The following is a 16,701-nucleotide window of genomic DNA, read 5'->3' on the forward strand; positions in this document are numbered from 1 at the left end:
TCCGGCACTTTGTTAACTACTCACGCGTATGTCTACACACAAGACCGGCCTCGTCCCGAGGAGGGCGAGGCCGGTCACTGTAGTCGCTCTGGGTAAAGGGTCGTTCACCTGTGGTGTTACAGAGCCCTACGGATTGTGGACTTGTAGAAGCTTGTTCGGGGAGCCCGGAAATTTGTCCTTGACCTTGCCCGAAACCGCACGCTGCACCAGCGCCTTGCTCACCTGGGCGGGTGTGGCCGACGGATGGTCGGCCAGGTACAGGGCGGCCGCGCCCGCGGCGTGCGGGGAGGCCATGGACGTACCGGAGTGGGTCGCCTTCGCGGTGTTGCTCTTGTGCGACGTGGAGGTGACGGACACGCCCGGTGCGAACAGGTCCACACTCGGGCCCCAGTTCGAGAAGTTGGCGCGAACGTCCCTCTTGTCGGTGGCGCCGACCGTGATCGCCTGCTTGACGCGGGCGGGCGAGTAGAGGCCGGCGGCGAGTCCGTCATTGCCCGCGGCGACCGTGTAGGTGACCCCGGACGCTATGGAGTTGCGTACGGCCGCGTCGAGCTGGGCGTTGCCGAAGCCGCCCAGGCTCATATTGGCCACGGCGGGCCTCTTCGCATGCTTGGTGACCCAGTCGATGCCCGCTATGACCTGGGCGGTCGTCCCCGCGCCCGCGTCGTCGAGGACGCGTACGGCGACGACCTCGGCCTTCTTGGCGACGCCGTACGTGGTGCCGGCGACGGTGCCCGCGACATGGGTGCCGTGCCCGTTGCCGTCCTGAGCCGTCCTGTCGTTCTGGACGAAGTCCCAGCCGTGGCGCGCCCGGCCGCCGAAGTCCTTGTGCGTGATCCGTATGCCGGTGTCGATCACGTACACGGTGGCGCCCTTGCCCGCGGACTCCGGCCAGGTGTAGCTCTTGTCGAGCGGCAGGTTCGACTGGTCGACGCGGTCCAGGCCCCACGAGGGCGGGTTGGGCTGCCGGTGGTCGTAGGTGACCTTCGTGTCCTGGACGACCGAGGCCACGCGGGAGTCCGCCGCGAGACGTTTGGCCTGTTTCTCACCGGCCTTCACGGAATATCCGTTCAGGGCGGTGCTGTATGTGTGGCGTATTTTCGCCCCGTACTGCGCCGCGACGTCCTTTCCGGCCTTCGACGGGGCCTTCGTTCCCGTCTTGAGGGTCACTATGTAACTGCCGCTGACGGAACCGGGATCGCCGGCTCCGAGGACACGCCCCTCCGGAGCGGCGTGCGCGGGCAGGGTGATGGCCGAAAGCACCGCGGCCGTCATGAGCGCCGTGAGCCCTCCCGCCCAGCGCATACGCCTGTTTCTCGCCTCTGCCAGGTGACGCATGTGTGAGAACCCCCTCCTCGACTCGGCGCACCACACCAGGGTTCGCCGGGAGCCGGTCGTGGTGGGCTGCCGGAGTTCGCCGGACTCGGCCGAGGTCGGCCGGTGCGCCACCCGGCAGCCTCTCGTGCGGTGTGAAGTGCCACAAGGTCGCCCAGAGGGGCGGAATCGGCCATATCGCCCGTGGCGTACATGTGAAGGTTGCGGCTGGGTTGCGACGAATTCAGGACTGAACGTGCGGGGGTGGACTGTCCGGCCGGGCGGCCGGGGTACGGATGCGCCGTAATTGCATACCGAGGGACGCGCCGTAGTTGCCGGGCGCCTCGCGCCGCTACGGTCGGGGGTGACGAACGGCGCACAGCGGAGTGCGTCCCCCGGCCCGTACGTCCTGGCGCGAAGGTGGAATCCTCTGTGAAGGCCATCCGCAGATTCACCGTCCGACCCGTCCTCCCCGAAGCCCTGCACCCGCTCAGCGAGCTGGCGCGCAATCTGCGCTGGTCCTGGCACGCGGAGACCCGTGACCTCTTCCAGTCGGTCGACCCCGAGCGCTGGTCCGCGTCCGGCGGCGATCCCGTACGCCTCCTCGGCTCCGTCTCCACCCGCCGCCTGGCCGAACTCGCCGAGGACCGGCGCTTCCTGCGCCGGCTGACCGCCGTCGCCGATGATCTGCGCGACTACGTCACCGGAGACCGCTGGTACCAGGGGCAGACCACCGAACTCCCGGCCGCCGTCGCCTATTTCTCGCCCGAGTTCGGCATCACGGCCGCGCTGCCGCAGTACTCCGGCGGCCTCGGCATCCTCGCCGGCGACCATCTGAAGGCGGCCAGCGACCTCGGCGTACCGCTGATCGGCGTCGGCCTGCTCTACCGGCACGGCTACTTCCGGCAGTCCCTGTCCCGGGACGGCTGGCAGCAGGAGCACTACCCGGTGCTCGACCCCCACGAGCTGCCGCTGGTGCCGCTGGCGGCGGCCGACGGCTCCCCGGCCCAGGTCGACCTGGCGTTGCCCGGCGGCCGCAGGCTGCACGCCCGTATCTGGCAGGCTCAGGTCGGCCGGGTGCCGTTGCTGCTCCTGGACTCGGACGTCGAGGAGAACGACCTCGGCGAACGCGGCGTGACCGACCGGCTGTACGGCGGCGGCAGCGAGCACCGCCTCCTCCAGGAGATGCTGCTCGGCATAGGAGGAGTGCGGGCCGTCCGCATGTACTGCCGGCTCACCGGCCACGCCGGGCCCGAGGTCTTCCATACCAACGAGGGCCACGCCGGCTTCCTCGGCCTGGAACGCATCGCCGAGCTCTACGACGAGGGCCTCGACTTCGACGCCGGCCTGGAGGCGGTCCGCTCCGGCACGGTCTTCACCACCCACACCCCCGTCCCCGCCGGCATCGACCGCTTCGACCGCGAGCTGGTCGCCCGCCACTTCGGCCCCGACGCCGAACTCCCGCGCATCGACGTGGGACGCATCCTGGGGCTGGGCATGGAGACGTACCCGGGCGGCGACCCGAACGTCTTCAACATGGCGGTGATGGGGCTACGGCTGGCGCAGCGGGCGAATGGTGTCTCGTTGCTGCACGGCCACGTCAGCCGGGAGATGTTCTCGGGTCTGTGGCCGGGCTTCGACGCGGACGAGGTCCCGATCACCTCGGTGACGAACGGGGTCCACGCCCCGACCTGGGTGGCCCCGGAGGTCTTCCGCCTCGGCGCCCGCCAGATCGGCGACGAACGGACCGAGGACGCCATGACGGTCGGCGGCTCCGACCGCTGGGACGCCGTGGGCGACATCCCCGACCAGGACATCTGGGACCTGCGCCGGGATCTGCGGGAGCAACTGGTCATGGAGGTACGGGAACGCCTGTACGCCTCCTGGAAGCAGCGTGGCGCCGGTACGGCCGAACTGGGCTGGATCGAAGGAGTGCTGGATCCGGATGTGCTGACCATCGGGTTCGCGCGCCGAGTCCCGTCCTACAAGCGCCTGACCCTGATGCTGCGCGACCGGGACCGTCTGATGGATCTGCTGCTGCACCCGGAGAGGCCGGTGCAGATCGTGATCGCGGGCAAGGCGCACCCGGCGGACGACGGCGGGAAACGCCTGATCCAGGAGCTGGTGCGGTTCGCGGACGACCCCCGCGTACGCCACCGGATCGTGTTCCTCCCCGACTACGGCATGGCGATGGCCCAGAAGCTCTATCCCGGCTGCGACGTGTGGCTGAACAATCCGCTGCGGCCGCTGGAGGCGTGCGGGACGTCGGGTATGAAGGCGGCGCTGAACGGCTGCCTGAATCTGTCCGTCCTGGACGGCTGGTGGGACGAATGGTTCCGGCCTGACTTCGGCTGGGCGATCCCGACGGCCGATGGTACGGCGATGGACGAGGACCAGGACCGCCGGGACGACGTGGAGGCGACGGCCCTGTACGACCTGCTGGAGCAGCGGGTGGCGCCCCGCTTCTACGAACGCGGCCAGGCCGGCCTGCCCGACCGCTGGATCGAGATGGTCCGCCAGACGCTGACCCATCTGGGCCCGAAAGTGCTGGCGGGGCGGATGGTTCGCGAATACGTGGAGCGTCTGTACACCCCGGCCGCCCGCGCCCACCGGTCCCTGGTCCCGGACGTGGCACGGGAACTGTCCGAGTGGAAGGCACGGGTGCGGGGCGGCTGGCACCGGGTGACGGTGGACCATGTGGAGACCTCGGCGGCTCCGATGAGCACGGCGGCGGAGCTGGGCGCGACGCTGGTGCTGCGCGTGCGGGTCGGTCTGGGCGACCTGGTCCCGGACGACGTCGAGGTCCAGGCGGTATCGGGGCGTGTGGACTCCGACGACCGCATCACTGATGCGACGTACGTCCCGCTGAAACCGACCAGCGGGCCCGACCAGGAGGGCCGCTGGTCCTACGAGGGCCCCCTGTCCCTGGACCGCACGGGCTCCTTCGGCTACACGGTACGGATCCTCCCGGCCCACCGGCTGCTGGCCACGGGGGCCGAGTTGGGGCTGGTGGTGGTGCCTTCGGAGGGGGTGGGGGAGGAGGCTGGGGTGCTGATGCGGTAGCCCGCTTCGCTCAGCCGCTGCGCCCCGTATGGGTACCGCCTGTACGGGGCATCGGTTTGCGGGGGCATCGGTTTGGGCCGTGGCCCTCTTTTGTCCGTGGCCCAGTTTCACTGAACCCCTGTTCTTCGGGGCAGCGGTCCCATATGCGCCGCGTACAGCATCAACAAGCCCATCACCTTCTCCGACCCAACGGGCCTCGGCCTGAACTTTGACAACTCCTCGATCCGCATACGCACTTGCCCAAGGACACCCCATGAGTGAGCCCGGCACCTCGCCTGCGCTGGCTGAGCGATTTAAGGAATCGCGTGGGCGGCCTATTAGGTGTAATGACGTACTGGTTCACATGGCGTATGGAGTCCCTGTCGATGCGGCACTGTCTGGCTTCCAGGTGGAATTTTTGGAGTCGATGGGTCACCCCGTTCAGGGCGTATGCCTTCAGCTCGACAAAGGTAATCTTGTGGTTGAAGGCGGCGTGAATCCTGGGCTAGTCCTATGGGTGATTCGGCTCCTCCTGTGGTCCATGTGGCAGTGGACGCCGAAAATGGGGCAACTCTTCAGATTTGGAATTGCTGACGTGGCCGTTTTGGCGAGCGAGCGGCGTGGCTGGCGAATTCCGGAATGATCTGCGAGGTACTTCAACGTGACGAATTCGTGTTTTCAGCATTATAATCGGCAGCATGTTTGAAGAGGTGCAGAACCTGTGGACTCCGGCTCATCAAGCTGTTGAGAATGGCGAGTCTGACGAGTTGGCTAGACTGCTGGACTCGGGGGTGGACCCCGACGAGATCTGCTGTGGAATGGCCCTGTTGGCTCACGCAGTTGATTATGAGGCTGACACGGCGATTCAGGCTGGCCGCGAAATGGGGGTGACTCTGGTGGCGATACTTCTTGCTTACGGTGCGGACCCTCGAATTGAGGGCGGTCGGGGGAAATCTCCACTGGAATTCGCGGACGACTATCAGCATGCGATGGCCGAAAGGTTGTTGCTGCGCTTCTCTCGCTCGGCTTGAAACCGTGGATCACGCGGGCGGTGTGGTCGGGTAAGGATTCCGTCCAGAGTTCGGTGATCTCTATCAGGTGGTGTTCGAGGGTGCCGGTGTCGGCTTGGGCGTCCTTGGTGATGTATCCGGCGACCTTGCCCTCGGTGATCGTGGCCCTGGCTTGAAAGACAGCCGACCGTATAACCTTCGTGTCCATCTCCTTCCTGAAGCCGACGGAATAGGTACGGCCGTAGGGTGTCAAGCCAGTAGTTGGCCTGTCAGGAACACCGACCAGGCGACTGGGGAGAGGACGAGACGGGGGCCGGTGGGGTTCTTGGAGTCGCGGATGTGGATGGTGCGGGGGCAGGAGGCTATCTCTACGCATTGGCCGCCTTCACCGTCGCTGTGTGACGACTTGTGCCAGGTATAGGCGGCTTCGAGGCACTGGCCGCCCTCGCCGCTGCTGTAGCTCGACTTGAACCAGCTCAGCTGCTCCATGTTCATCGCCCTTCCAGTATCTTCTCGATCAGGTCCAGGGACTCGTGCGGGTTGAGCGCCTGCGCTCGGATGATTCCATAGCGGGCGGCGAGGATGCGTACCTCTTCTCGGTCGGTGACCAGGCGGGGATACCCCTGGGTTTCCATATACGCAACCTGCTCCTGCCCTTTGGGAGTCAGCAAGGTGAAGGAGCTGTCCAGAGACGGGTGCTCATGGCGGCTCGTCGGAATGACCTGAAGCTGAACGCTGCGCATGCCGCCAATGCGCAGCAGCTGTCGCAGTTGCCCCGCGTGCACCTCGGGTCCACCGATGGGCCGCTCAAGCACTGACTGCTCCATGACGAAGCTGCACTCTGGCGGAGGCCACTGCTCGAAGATCTGCTGGCGGGAGAGGCGGTCCGCGACCCGCCTCTCGATGGTGTCCTCGCTCAGCGGTGGGAAGCGCTGGGTGAACACGGCTCGTGCGTAGTCCTCGGTCTGGAGGAGTCCGAGTACGCCCATCGTGCTGTAGTCGTACAGCGAGACGGCCTGCGCCTCCAGGGTGGCGTAGCCCCGATACCACTCCGGATGCCTCGTCCGTGCCTTCCTCATACCCTCCTTGATCTCGGGGATCATCGCTTTCAACAAGCCCCCGGCATTGAGGAGTTCGTCCGCCTTCTCCAGGATCTCGGGGCGGGCCACCCGTACGCCGCGTTCCATGGCCGAGATGGCGTCGGGGCCGTAGCCGACCGCCTCGCCGAGTTCCTTCTGGGTGAGCCCTGCTCGCTCCCGTAGGAGCTTGAGCATCTTGCCGATCGCGCTGAACAGACCTGTCGTTCCGTCGGCCTCCGCCGGCGTCTCCGGCTTCCGGTCCCGCTCGTCCGTCATGTGCCCGCCCCCACCTCGTGCCGAGTGACCTGAACCTGAAGGGGAAACGTCCAGTGATTGCGTTGCGTCACGACTCGGCCTTACAGGCCGTACAGCGTCTCCAAGTCCACCAACAGCACGTCGCGGCGCCGCTTCGCGAGTTCCGTCACGTCGGCGTGGAAGCCGTACGGGGAGAAGAGCGCCAGAGTGACTTGGCTGGTGTCGTACCCCTGCTCGGCGAGCAACTCCCGGATCCTCTCCAGCCGCTGAAGGCTGCCCATCCCTCGTCGGGCCGCTGTCGCCTTTGCTTCGCCGAGTAGTGCGATGCGGGTGCGTGGCGACTGGGGGCGTTCGCCCAGGGCAGGGCGATGACGTCGACCTCGTGTTTGGGGCGGGCCGCCGGGTCGGGGACTTCTGTTGTGCCGACTGGGCCCGGGAGGCCGTCCGGGAGGACCGCGTGGGCGTGCTGGCGGGTCCAGGCTCGGGCCAGAGCCTCGAAGTGGGGGCCCAGGATCTTGGAGTTGAACGTAGGGCTGGAGGCCTTCCAGACCTCCTTGGCGAAGCCCTGCTCCACCGCTGCTGTCTGGGGGAGGGTGATGAGCTGGTTCAAACGGATCACCGGGTCGGTGAGGGTAATCATCGGGTGGCGGGGGCGGAGGAGGTCCTGTTCGCGCTGGATGTAGCCGGTTGATTCCAGGACTTCGAGCGGGAGGAACTCGGTCTCCGTACGGGAGTACATCGCCCTGCCCGGGTTCAGGAGCGTCTCCGTGACCCAGGTGTCGAAGCCGTCGTTCGGGCTGGTGCGGCCGGTGATGGGCCGGTAGCCAGCGGTGCCTCCGAGGACCGAGTGGACATGGAGGGCCGTGCGCGGGTCCTCCAGTTGCCAGAAGTCGCGGCTCGTTCGGTAGTCGAAGGCGCCCAGGCGTAGATCGATGACCGCGCTTCCGCGTAGGGGCTTCGTACCAGGGAGCAACCTGTGCATGCCGGTTCTCGTCGAGCCACTCAGAATGAGCCGGGCGCCCTGGTCCCCGCCGTGCTGAGGCTCGCTGTGCAACTCCTGGATCAGCTCGTGGAGTTCAGGTGAGTGGGCGAGCAGATGGGGGAAGTCGTCGAGGACGAGAAGGGGATGCGGTGAGCGGCGGGACGTGACGTCGAGGGCGTGGGTGAGTGCTTCGCGCCAGTCACGGAGGCGCAGGGTCTCGGGGGCCACTCTTGCGTGCGCCGCGATCGCTTCAGCGAACCGGCGCAGGGCGCATGGGCGGCCCTCGTCGCTGATCGCCGTGAAGTACAGCCCGCCCACGGCCTCGCACAGCGTGCGGAGTACGTACGACTTCCCGATGCGGCGCGGTCCGGAGACGGTCCCGAGCCGCAATCCCGGGGAGGGATCGGTGAGGACGCCGGTGAGTGCTGTCCACTCGCGTTCTCGGCCCATGGGGGCGCCGGGCAGGTGCCCTCGCCGGTGGCGTGTGGACATGGGGCACTCCGCGTGGGCGGGGACAGGGATCGTCCCCCATGCCTATCCAGGTGACCTGCGGCGCGGTGCGGCTCCGGCCCGGCTCACTCCTTCGGGTCACCCGCCAGCCGCCGCAACACCACCCCGCACCGCCGCGCGTACGCGTGCTGCAAGCCCCTCGTCGCGGCGCCGCCCGCCCGTGCGTACCACTTCGCCCCGCGGCTGAAGGCCGTGACCGTCAGCCAGACCGTGCCGTCTCCCGTGCGGTCCACCACGAAAGCCTCCTCGCCGCACTCCGGGTGACCGGGGAGGGTGCCATAGGCCCAGCCCTTGCGGCGGGGCTCGTCCACCGTCCACACCACGCGGCAGGGGGCCTTGATGACGCCGCCCAGGGTGACCGTGACGTCGACGCCGGGGGCGGCCTCGGCCGCCTCCGTCTGGATGCCGACGCCCATCGCGCGGTGCATCTCCCAGGTGAGGACCGCGTTGGCGGCGCGCTCGAAGACGTCCGTGCCCTCGCCGATGCGGGTGCGGACGTGGAGAGGGCTGAAGCCGGGTGGGCAGTGGCCCTTGCGGGTCGCGCCGACCGCGTCGTACGTGAAGGGGCCCTCGGGGAGGGGGCCATCGGTGTGGGACATGAGCCAAAGAGTAGGGCGGCACCCGGAGTCGCCTTCTCTCCGGGTACCGCCCCTGACTCAGATGTGCGTCACGCGGTCACGTTGACCGCCGCCCACGCCGCGTTCACCGCCGCGTACTCCGTGCTGCTGGAGCCGTAGAGGGAGGACGCCGCGTTCAGGGTCGCCGTGCGGGCGCCCTTGTAGTTCGTGGTGGACGTCATGTACGTGGTCAGCGCCTTGTACCAGATCTGGACGGCCTTGTCGCGGCCGATGCCCGCGATCGTGGCGCCGTTCGACGTCGGGGAGTTGTACGACACCCCGTTGATCGTCTTGCTGCCGCTGCCCTCGCTCAGCAGGTAGAAGAAGTGGTTCGCCGGGCCCGAGGAGTAGTGGACGTCCAGGCTGCCCAGCGACGACGACCAGGCGTTGGCCGAGTTGCCGTCCTTGCTCGGCTGGTCCATGTAGCGCAGCGGGGTGCCGTTGCCGCGGATGTCGACCTTCTCGCCGATGAGGTAGTCGCCCGGGTCCTTGGAGTTGGCCGCGTAGAACTCGACCGCCGTGCCGAGGATGTCCGAGGTGGCCTCGTTCAGGCCGCCGGACTCGCCGGAGTAGTTGAGACCGGCCGTGTTGGAGGTCAGGCCGTGGGTCATCTCGTGGCCGGCCACGTCCAGGGAGGTGAGCGGCTTGACGTTGCCCTCGCCGTCGCCGTACGTCATGCAGAAGCAGGTGTCGGACCAGAAGGCGTTGACGTACGCGTTGCCGTAGTGGACGCGGGAGTACGCGGCGACGCCGTTGTTCTTGATGCCGTTGCGGCCGAGGACGTTCTTGTAGAAGTCCCAGGTGACCTGGGCGCCGTAGTGGGCGTCCACCGCCGCGTTCTGGTCGGTCGAGGAGCTGGTCGCGCTGCCGGTGGTGCCCCAGATGTCGTTCGCGTCGGTGAAGAGCGTGCCGGCCGAGGACGACGTGGCGCGGGCCTTGTTGTACGTCTTGTGGCTGCCGCGCGAGGCGTCGGTCAGGTTGTACGTCGAGCCCGACAGGGTCGTGCCGATGGTGACCGTGCCGTTGTACTGGCTGTTGCCGGTACCGGTCTGGATGGCCTCGAACTCGTACAGCTTCTTGCCGGTCTCCGCGTCGGTGATGACGTGGAGCTCCTGCGGGGTGCCGTCGTGCTGGAAGCCGCCGACGACCGTCTCGTAGGCGAGGGCGGGCTTGCCGTTCGCGGCCCAGACGACCTTGCGCGGGGCCTTGTCGGCCTCGGTCTTGGTGGAGCCCTCGGCCTTGGCGGCCTTCAGCGCCTGCTTCTCGGCGGTGGCCTTGGTGACGTCCGCGGTGAGGTCGGAGACCTTGACGGAGGCGTTGGTGGCCTTGGAGATGCTCTTGATGTCACCGGCCTTCGACTCGTGGACGACCAGGTCGCCGCCGAGGACCGGGAGGCCGCCGTAGGTGCGCTCGTAGCGCGTGTGGACCGTGCCGTCGGCGTCCTTGAGGACGTCGCGGACGACCAGCTCCTCCTTGGCGCCCAGGCCTATCTCGTCGGCGGTCTCGGCCGTGGCGGCGTCCGCCTTCTTGATCAGGGCGGTGCGCGCGGCGGGGGTCAGCAGGACCGGGGCACCGGCCGGCTGGGCCTTGTCCGCGACGGGCGCGGGCTGGGCGGTGGCGCCGGAGGTCAGCCCGGTGGTCAGCAGCGCGCCGGCGGCGACGGCGGTCGCGATGGCCAGGGTGGTGCGCTTGTGACGCGCGTAGAGGGGAGTCACACAAGCTCCTTATGTGGGGGAGTGCTCTGGTGCTGGTGCTGGTGCTGGTGCTGGTGCGGCGGGTGGAGGAAGAGTGACACCCGGGGCGTGTTCATGTCAGGAGGGGATGATGATGTTGGCCGAAAGCCGACTGTCCGGTGAACGTTTCGGGAACGTGAACACGGGCGCCGCCCCGGCGGGAACTGACCCACCGGGGCGGCGCCGTGCTGAGAAGAGGCTGCGTGAGCGGCGACCTACGGGAACGTCAGCTTCCAGCTGTTGATGCGGCCCGTGTCCTGCGCCGCGTTGTCCTGGACCCTCAACTGCCAGACCCCGTTGGCGACTTCGGAGGAGGCGTTCACCGTGTAGGTGGTGTTGATGTTGTCCGTGCTCCCGCCGGTGCCGTACGCCTTCAGCGTGTACGCCGTGCCGTCGGGGGCGACCAGCTGGACCTGGAGGTCACCGATGTAGGTGTGGACGACGTCCACGGCGACCGCGAGGTTCGAGGGCGCGTTGCCGGTCCGGCCGGAGACGGTGATCGACGAGGTGACCGCCGCGCCGTTGTCCGGAATCGATACGTCGGCCGTGTTCTCGAACGACGTGCCGCCGCCCCCGCCACCGCCGGGCCGCGCGCCCACGTTCACGCCCGCCCACGCGTGCTGCACCGCCGTGTACTCGGCGGACGTCGTGCCGTACAGCTCACCGGCGGCCGCGAGGGTGCCGGTGCGGGCGGCCGCGTAGTTGGTCGTGGACGTGAACTTCGTGGTCAGTGCCCGGAACCAGATCTGCTCCGCCTTGGCGCGGCCGATGCCGGTCACCGCCAGGCCGTCCGAGGTGGGCGAGTTGTAGCTGACGCCGTTGATGGTCTTGGCGCCGCTGCCCTCGGAGAGGAGGTAGAAGAAGTGGTTCGCGGGGCCCGACGAGTAGTGCACGTCGATCGAGCCGATGCCCGAGTACCAGGCGTCCCTCGACGAGCCGTCCCTGCTCGGCTGGTCCATGTAACGCAGCGGCGTGCCGTCGCCGTTGATGTTGATCTCCTCGCCGATGAGGTAGTCACCGACGTCGGAGGAGTTCGCCGCGTAGAACTCGACCGTGGAGCCGAAGATGTCCGAGGTGGCCTCGTTCAGGCCGCCGGACTCTCCGCTGTAGTTGAGGCCGGCCGTGTTGGAGGTGAGCCCGTGGGTCATCTCGTGCGCGGCCACGTCGATCGACGTCAGCGGGTTGGCGTTGCCCGAGCCGTCGCCGTACGTCATGCAGAAGCAGGAGTCCTGCCAGAACGCGTTGACGTAGTTGTTGCCGTAGTGCACCCGTGAGTAGGCGCCGACGCCGTCACCGCGGATGCCGCTGCGGCCGTGCACGTTCTTGTAGTAGTCCCAGGTCAGTGCCGCGCCGTAGTGGGCGTCGGCGGCGGCCGACTCCAGGTTCGACGGAGTGCCGTTGCCCCACACGTCGTCGGGGCCGGAGAACAGCGTGCCGGTGCCGGAGGTGCCGCGGTTCAGGTTGTACGTCTTGTGGTTGCCGCGCGCGCCGTCGGTGAGGTTGTACGTCGAACCGGACTGCGTGGTGCCGAGGGTCACCTGGCCGCTGTACACCGTGTTGCCGGTGCCGGTCTCGATCGCCTCCCACTCGTACAGCTTCGCGCCCGTGGTGGCGTCGGTGATGACGTGCAGTTCCTGCGGGGTGCCGTCGTGCTGGAAGCCGCCGACGACCGTCTCGTAGGCGAGGACCGGCTTGCCGCTCGCGGCCCAGACGACCTTGCGCGGCGCGCGGTTGACCTCGGGGCTCTTGGCGTCCTCCGCCTTCGCGGCGCCGAGCGCCTGCTTCTCGGCCTTCGAGGCGGTGACGGCCGGCGTCAGCGACGGGACCTTGATCGTCGCCTTGCTGGCCTTGACGACTCCCTCGGTCTCTCCCGCCTTCGACGTCTCGACGACCAGGTCGCCGCCGAGGACCGGGAGCCCGTCGTACGTCCGCTCGTACCGGGTGTGCACGGTGCCGTCGCGGTCCTTGACCACGTCACGGACGACGAGCTTCTCCTTCGCGCCGAGGTTCAGCTCCTCGGCCGTCTCCGCCTTCGTGGCGTTGGCCTCGCGTATCAGCTCGGCCCGCTGGGCGGGGGTGAGCTTCACGGAGGCCGCGCCCGGGGTCGCCTTGTCCGCAGCCGACGGTGCCTTCTCCGGGGCGGCGGTGGCGGCGCCCGACTGGACGGCCGCGGCGAGCAGGGCGGTGACGGCGACGAGCGCGCCGGCGGCGGCGCGCCGCCGGGTGCTGTGGCCGAAGGTGTTACCGGTGTGGGAGGTGCGTCTGTGGGACTGGCGTCTCAACACTGACTCCTTCTGCATGGCCGTGGTGCGCACGGCCAGGGGAGACCGGACGGCTGGTGGCCGCCCGGGCAGAACAAGGTGTGAACTGGCGAACGCGAAAACCACATGCGTGGGGGGTGCTTCGCGCCACGGCGGACGTACGTGTGAGCTTGCTGTGACGCGGTTGTGGGCAGAGTGGCAGGAGACTGTGCGTCCTGTCAGGAGCGCGTCAAGGATTTGGCCGGAAAAGGTCCGTTGCCCGGTTGGTCATGTTCGATATGCGGACCGTTTGGATCCGGGCGTGCGCCGGCCGTCAAGCCACCCCCTCCCCGTGCCACCTCCGCCACAGCGCCGCGTACGCCCCCTCCGCCGCCACCAGCTCCTCGTGCGTGCCGAGTTCCGTGAGGCGGCCGTCCTCCATGACGGCGACGCGGTCCGCGTCGTGGGCGGTGTGGAGGCGGTGGGCGATGGCGATGACGGTGCGGCCCTGGAGGACGGCGGCGAGGGCGCGTTCGGTGTGACGGGCGGTGGTGGGGTCGAGGAGGGCGGTGGCCTCGTCGAGGATGAGGGTGTGGGGGTCGGCCAGGACCACGCGGGCGAGGGCCAGTTGCTGGGCCTGGGAGCCGTCCGTACGGCGACCGCCCTCGCCCAGACGGGTGTCGAGGCCGTCCGGCAGGTCGCGTACCCAGGTGTCCGCGCCCACGGCCGTCAGCGCGGCCCACAACTCCCCGTCGCTCGCGGCGGGTTCGGCGATCAGGAGGTTGTCGCGGACCGTGCCCAGGAAGACGTGGTGCTCCTGGGTGACGAGGACGACCTGGCGGCGCAGGCGCTCGGGGCCGAGGCTGACGACGGGGACGCCTCCGACCGTCACCGTGCCGGAGGTGGGCGCGTCGATGCCGGCCAGGAGACGGCTGAGGGTGGTCTTGCCGGCGCCGGACGGGCCGACCACGGCCAGCCGTTCGCCGGGGCGGACCGTCAGGTCGACGCCGCGCAGCACCTCGCCGCCCCGGTCGTAGGCGTAACGGACACCCGTCACGTCGATGCGGTCGTCCGCCGGTTCCGGGGTGTCGGCGGAGTCCGCGCGCGGGGCCCCGGCCAGACCCTCGACCCGGGCGAACGAGGCGCCGCTGCTCTGCAGCAGTTCGACCCGCATCAGGATCTCGTCGAGCGGGCCGCTGAGCTGTTGCAGATACAGGGCCGCCGACACCACCGCGCCCAGACTGACCGAGCCGCGCGCGAGCAGCACCCCGCCGAGCAGCAGGACGAGCACCTGGGGCAGGAAGTACGAGACCTCCACGCTCGGGAAGAACACCGTACGCAGGAACAGCGTGTGGAACCGCCGCCGACGGGACGTCTCCAGCGCGTCCCGGCTCGCCGTGATCCGCCGCCGCTCCAACCGGAGCGCCTCGACCGTACGGGCGCCGGACGCGGTCGCCGCGACGATCTCCGCGACCTCGGAATTGGCCGCGCCCTCCGCGAGATACCCGGTGCGCGCCCGGCGCAGATACCAGCGCAGCACGACCCAGATACCGGACAGGCCCGACACCGCGCACACGCCGAGCAGCGGATCCAGCGCGAACACCGCGCCGATCAGGAACAACGCCTGCACCGAGCTGATGAGCAGCTCGGGGCCGACATCGCGCAGCGTCTTGCCGACGGCGTCCACATCGGCCGTGCCGCGCGCCGTCAGATCACCGGTCCCGGCCCGCTCCACGACCGACGCGGGCAGCGCCAGCGTCCGGTCCACGAACTCCTCGCGCACCCGCGCCAGCGTCCGCTCCCCGAACCGGTGCCCCACATACCGGGCCCAGCGCGCCAGCAGCAACTGCGCCACCGCGCACAGCAGGAGCGTCGCCGCCAGCCGGTCCACCGCCCCTACGCCGCTCTTGCCGCGCACCTCGTCGATGATCCGCCCCAGCAGCCACGGCCCGGCCAGCCCCATCGCGGCCGCGGCCGCGTTCAGCCCCAGCACGGCCAGGAACGCCCGCCCGTCGGCTCGCACCAGCCGTACGGTGGCCCGCCGCACGGCGGCAGCCTCGGCGATGGGCAGCCGACCCGAGGAAGGAGTGGCGGGTTTCGTGGTCACCGTACGACCTCCTCGGTCGCGGTCGCGGTTGCGGTCTCGGTCTTGGCCTCGGTCTCGTTCCGGTCCTCTTCCGCTTCCTCTTCCTCGCCCGCGTCCCGCGCCACCAGCGCCCGGTATCCCGGTGCGGTGGCCAGCAGCTCGCGGTGGCTGCCGGTGGCCGCGACCTTGCCGTCGACCAGGTGGAGGACCGTGTCCGCGTGGTCGAGGACGAGGGGCGAGGTGGTGGTGACGACGGTCGTACGGCCCTCGCGGGCGGCCCGCAGCCGCTGGGCGACCAGTGCCTCGGTGTGGGCGTCGAGCGCCGAGGTGGGCTCGACGGCGAGCAGGATCTCGGGGTCGGCGACCAAGGCACGGGCCAGGCGTACGCGTTGCCGCTGGCCGCCGGAGAGGTTGCGGCCCTGGGCGTCGATCGCCGAGTCGAGGCCATCGGCCAGGCCCTGGACGATGTCCTCGGCCACGGCCGCGCGCAGCGCCCGCGCGGCCGTGGCGTCGTCGACGTCGCCATGTCCGCCGAGCAGGTCGCGCAGCCGTCCCGCGAACAGGTCGGCCTCGTGGTCGGCGACCAGGATCCGTGCGCGGACCTGCGCCAGCGGGATCGCGTCGAGCGGCGTTCCGCCCCAGGTCGCCGCCGTCGGCGCGTATCGGCCGAGCCGGTCCATCACGGCCGTGGCCTCGGCGGGCCGTTCGGCGGCCAGCGCGATCAGCCGCCCGGGCGGCACCCGTACGCCCGACTCGGGGTCGTGCAGCATCGAGGGTTCGGCGGGCGCGTCCTGGGTGCCGTGGTCCGGCAGCGGCTCCAGGGTCAGGAACCGGATGACGCGCCGCGCGGCCACGATCCCACGGCTGAGCTCGTATCCCCAGGCGACGAAGTACGACACCGGCCGCACCAGCACGGTGACGTACCCGTACACCGACACCAACTCGCCCACGGTGATGGCCCCTTGCGCGGCGAGCCGGGCCGCCAGCCAGGTCACCACCGCGAGGAACAGCATCGGCAGCCCCAGCCCGAGCGCCTGCATCCAGCTGGTCACCGCCCCGACCCGGTACCCCTGCGCCCGCAGCCGCTGCGAGTCCCGGTGGAACGCGTCGGCGACCAGACCCTTGCCGCCGAGCCCGTTGAGGACGCGCAGCCCGCCCGCGAGGTCCGCGATCCGGGCCGTCAGCACGCCCTGCCGCTCGCGGTACTCCGTCTCCGTGCCCTGCAGCCGCCGCAGCAACGGCCCCACGAGTACGGCCATCAGCGGCATCCCCAGCAGCACGACCGCCGCGATGGGGAGCGAGACCGGCACCAGTAACCCGGTGACCACCAGGTACGCGGCGATCGCGCCGACCCCCGGGCCGATGACCGTCAGGGAGGAGGAGATCGTGTTGACGTCGCCCACGCCGATCGTGACGACCTCCCCGGCGCCGACGCGACGTGGCAGCGCCGCCCCCAGCCGGACCGCGTGCGCCATCACGACCTTCACCGTGCGGAAGTTGGCGTCCATCCGTACGCGGGTCATCGTGCGGTGCCGCATGATGCTCAGCCAGGCGTTGAAGGCGCCGACGCCGAAGAGTACGGCCGTCCATCCGGCCAGGGCCGGATAGTCGCCGGGTTCGAGTCCCTCGTCGATCGCCCGGGAGAGCAGATACGGCGTGGCCGCCAGCAGCACCATCCATACGCAGGAGATCAGGGAGCCGAGTGCGGAGCGGCCCGCCTGCTGCTTGACCAGCCACCACAGGTACCGGGCGCCGCCGCGGCAGTCGGGTGTGCCGGGGTCCTCGTACGCGTTGATCATCGGCCCCCGATTCCTTTGGTGACATGGCTGGTTG

The 16,701-nt window shown here is 69.4% G+C and carries 10 protein-coding genes and 1 pseudogene; 2 read left to right on the forward strand and 9 right to left on the reverse strand.

Features of this window, described 5'->3' with window-relative positions; translation table 11 throughout:
- Positions 1–126 precede the first annotated feature (126 nt).
- Positions 127–1,305: a S8 family peptidase gene (locus JIX55_RS34820; RefSeq protein WP_257567200.1), complete on the reverse strand. Its 1,179-nt coding sequence runs from the start codon at positions 1,303–1,305 to the stop codon at positions 127–129.
- Positions 1,306–1,746: 441 nt separating this feature from the next.
- Here JIX55_RS34820 and JIX55_RS34825 point away from each other — a divergent pair, with 441 nt between their 5' ends.
- Positions 1,747–4,377: a glycosyltransferase family 1 protein gene (locus tag JIX55_RS34825; RefSeq protein ID WP_257567201.1), complete on the forward strand. Its 2,631-nt coding sequence runs from the start codon at positions 1,747–1,749 to the stop codon at positions 4,375–4,377.
- 677 nt (positions 4,378–5,054) lie between these two features.
- On the forward strand, positions 5,055–5,387 hold the full coding sequence (locus JIX55_RS34830) for an ankyrin repeat domain-containing protein (RefSeq protein ID WP_257567202.1): 333 nt from the start codon (positions 5,055–5,057) through the stop codon (positions 5,385–5,387).
- Positions 5,388–5,615: 228 nt separating this feature from the next.
- Here the strand turns inward: JIX55_RS34830 and JIX55_RS34835 are convergent, their stop codons facing one another.
- The 8 genes and pseudogenes from JIX55_RS34835 to JIX55_RS34870 form a co-directional block, all read right to left on the reverse strand.
- Entirely contained in the window at positions 5,616–5,861 is a 246-nt protein-coding gene (locus JIX55_RS34835; protein ID WP_257567203.1) for a DUF397 domain-containing protein, read from the reverse strand.
- Positions 5,858–6,721 carry a helix-turn-helix domain-containing protein gene (locus JIX55_RS34840; protein WP_257567204.1) on the reverse strand — a complete coding sequence of 288 codons (864 nt, stop codon included), beginning with the start codon at positions 6,719–6,721 and terminating at the stop codon, positions 5,858–5,860. The genes JIX55_RS34835 and JIX55_RS34840 overlap by 4 nt, the downstream gene beginning before the upstream one ends.
- An 80-nt stretch (positions 6,722–6,801) precedes the next feature.
- Positions 6,802–8,174: pseudogene (locus JIX55_RS34845) on the reverse strand (AAA family ATPase).
- Positions 8,175–8,257: 83 nt separating this feature from the next.
- Positions 8,258–8,791, reverse strand: coding sequence for a DUF1990 family protein (locus JIX55_RS34850; protein ID WP_257567205.1), 534 nt, complete (start codon positions 8,789–8,791; stop codon positions 8,258–8,260).
- Positions 8,792–8,859: 68 nt separating this feature from the next.
- The gene (locus tag JIX55_RS34855) at positions 8,860–10,524 is read right to left on the reverse strand and encodes a M4 family metallopeptidase (protein WP_257567206.1); all 1,665 of its coding nucleotides are present in this window, start codon (positions 10,522–10,524) and stop codon (positions 8,860–8,862) included.
- Between the two features lie 233 nt (positions 10,525–10,757).
- Positions 10,758–12,842, reverse strand: a complete 2,085-nt coding sequence (locus JIX55_RS34860; RefSeq protein ID WP_257567207.1) for a M4 family metallopeptidase — start codon at positions 12,840–12,842, stop codon at positions 10,758–10,760.
- A gap of 274 nt (positions 12,843–13,116) precedes the next feature.
- Entirely contained in the window at positions 13,117–14,889 is a 1,773-nt protein-coding gene (locus JIX55_RS34865) for an ABC transporter ATP-binding protein (protein WP_257567208.1), read from the reverse strand.
- Positions 14,886–16,667 carry an ABC transporter ATP-binding protein gene (locus tag JIX55_RS34870; RefSeq protein ID WP_257567209.1) on the reverse strand — a complete coding sequence of 594 codons (1,782 nt, stop codon included), beginning with the start codon at positions 16,665–16,667 and terminating at the stop codon, positions 14,886–14,888. The genes JIX55_RS34865 and JIX55_RS34870 overlap by 4 nt, the downstream gene beginning before the upstream one ends.
- Between the last annotated feature and the right edge of the window lie 34 nt (positions 16,668–16,701).

The organism is Streptomyces sp. DSM 40750, assembly GCF_024612035.1.
Classification (GTDB): domain Bacteria; phylum Actinomycetota; class Actinomycetes; order Streptomycetales; family Streptomycetaceae; genus Streptomyces.

What these genes read in the sequence shown, in the direction of transcription:
- JIX55_RS34820 (WP_257567200.1), bottom strand. Translation starts at nt 1,305, where the DNA reads ATGCGCTGGGCGGGAGGGCTCACGGCGCTCATGACGGCCGCGGTGCTT.
- JIX55_RS34830 (WP_257567202.1), top strand. Translation starts at nt 5,055, where the DNA reads ATGTTTGAAGAGGTGCAGAACCTGTGGACTCCGGCTCATCAAGCTGTT.
- JIX55_RS34835 (WP_257567203.1), bottom strand. Translation starts at nt 5,861, where the DNA reads ATGAACATGGAGCAGCTGAGCTGGTTCAAGTCGAGCTACAGCAGCGGC.
- JIX55_RS34840 (WP_257567204.1), bottom strand. Translation starts at nt 6,721, where the DNA reads ATGACGGACGAGCGGGACCGGAAGCCGGAGACGCCGGCGGAGGCCGAC.
- JIX55_RS34850 (WP_257567205.1), bottom strand. Translation starts at nt 8,791, where the DNA reads ATGTCCCACACCGATGGCCCCCTCCCCGAGGGCCCCTTCACGTACGAC.
- JIX55_RS34860 (WP_257567207.1), bottom strand. Translation starts at nt 12,842, where the DNA reads ATGCAGAAGGAGTCAGTGTTGAGACGCCAGTCCCACAGACGCACCTCC.
- JIX55_RS34870 (WP_257567209.1), bottom strand. Translation starts at nt 16,667, where the DNA reads ATGATCAACGCGTACGAGGACCCCGGCACACCCGACTGCCGCGGCGGC.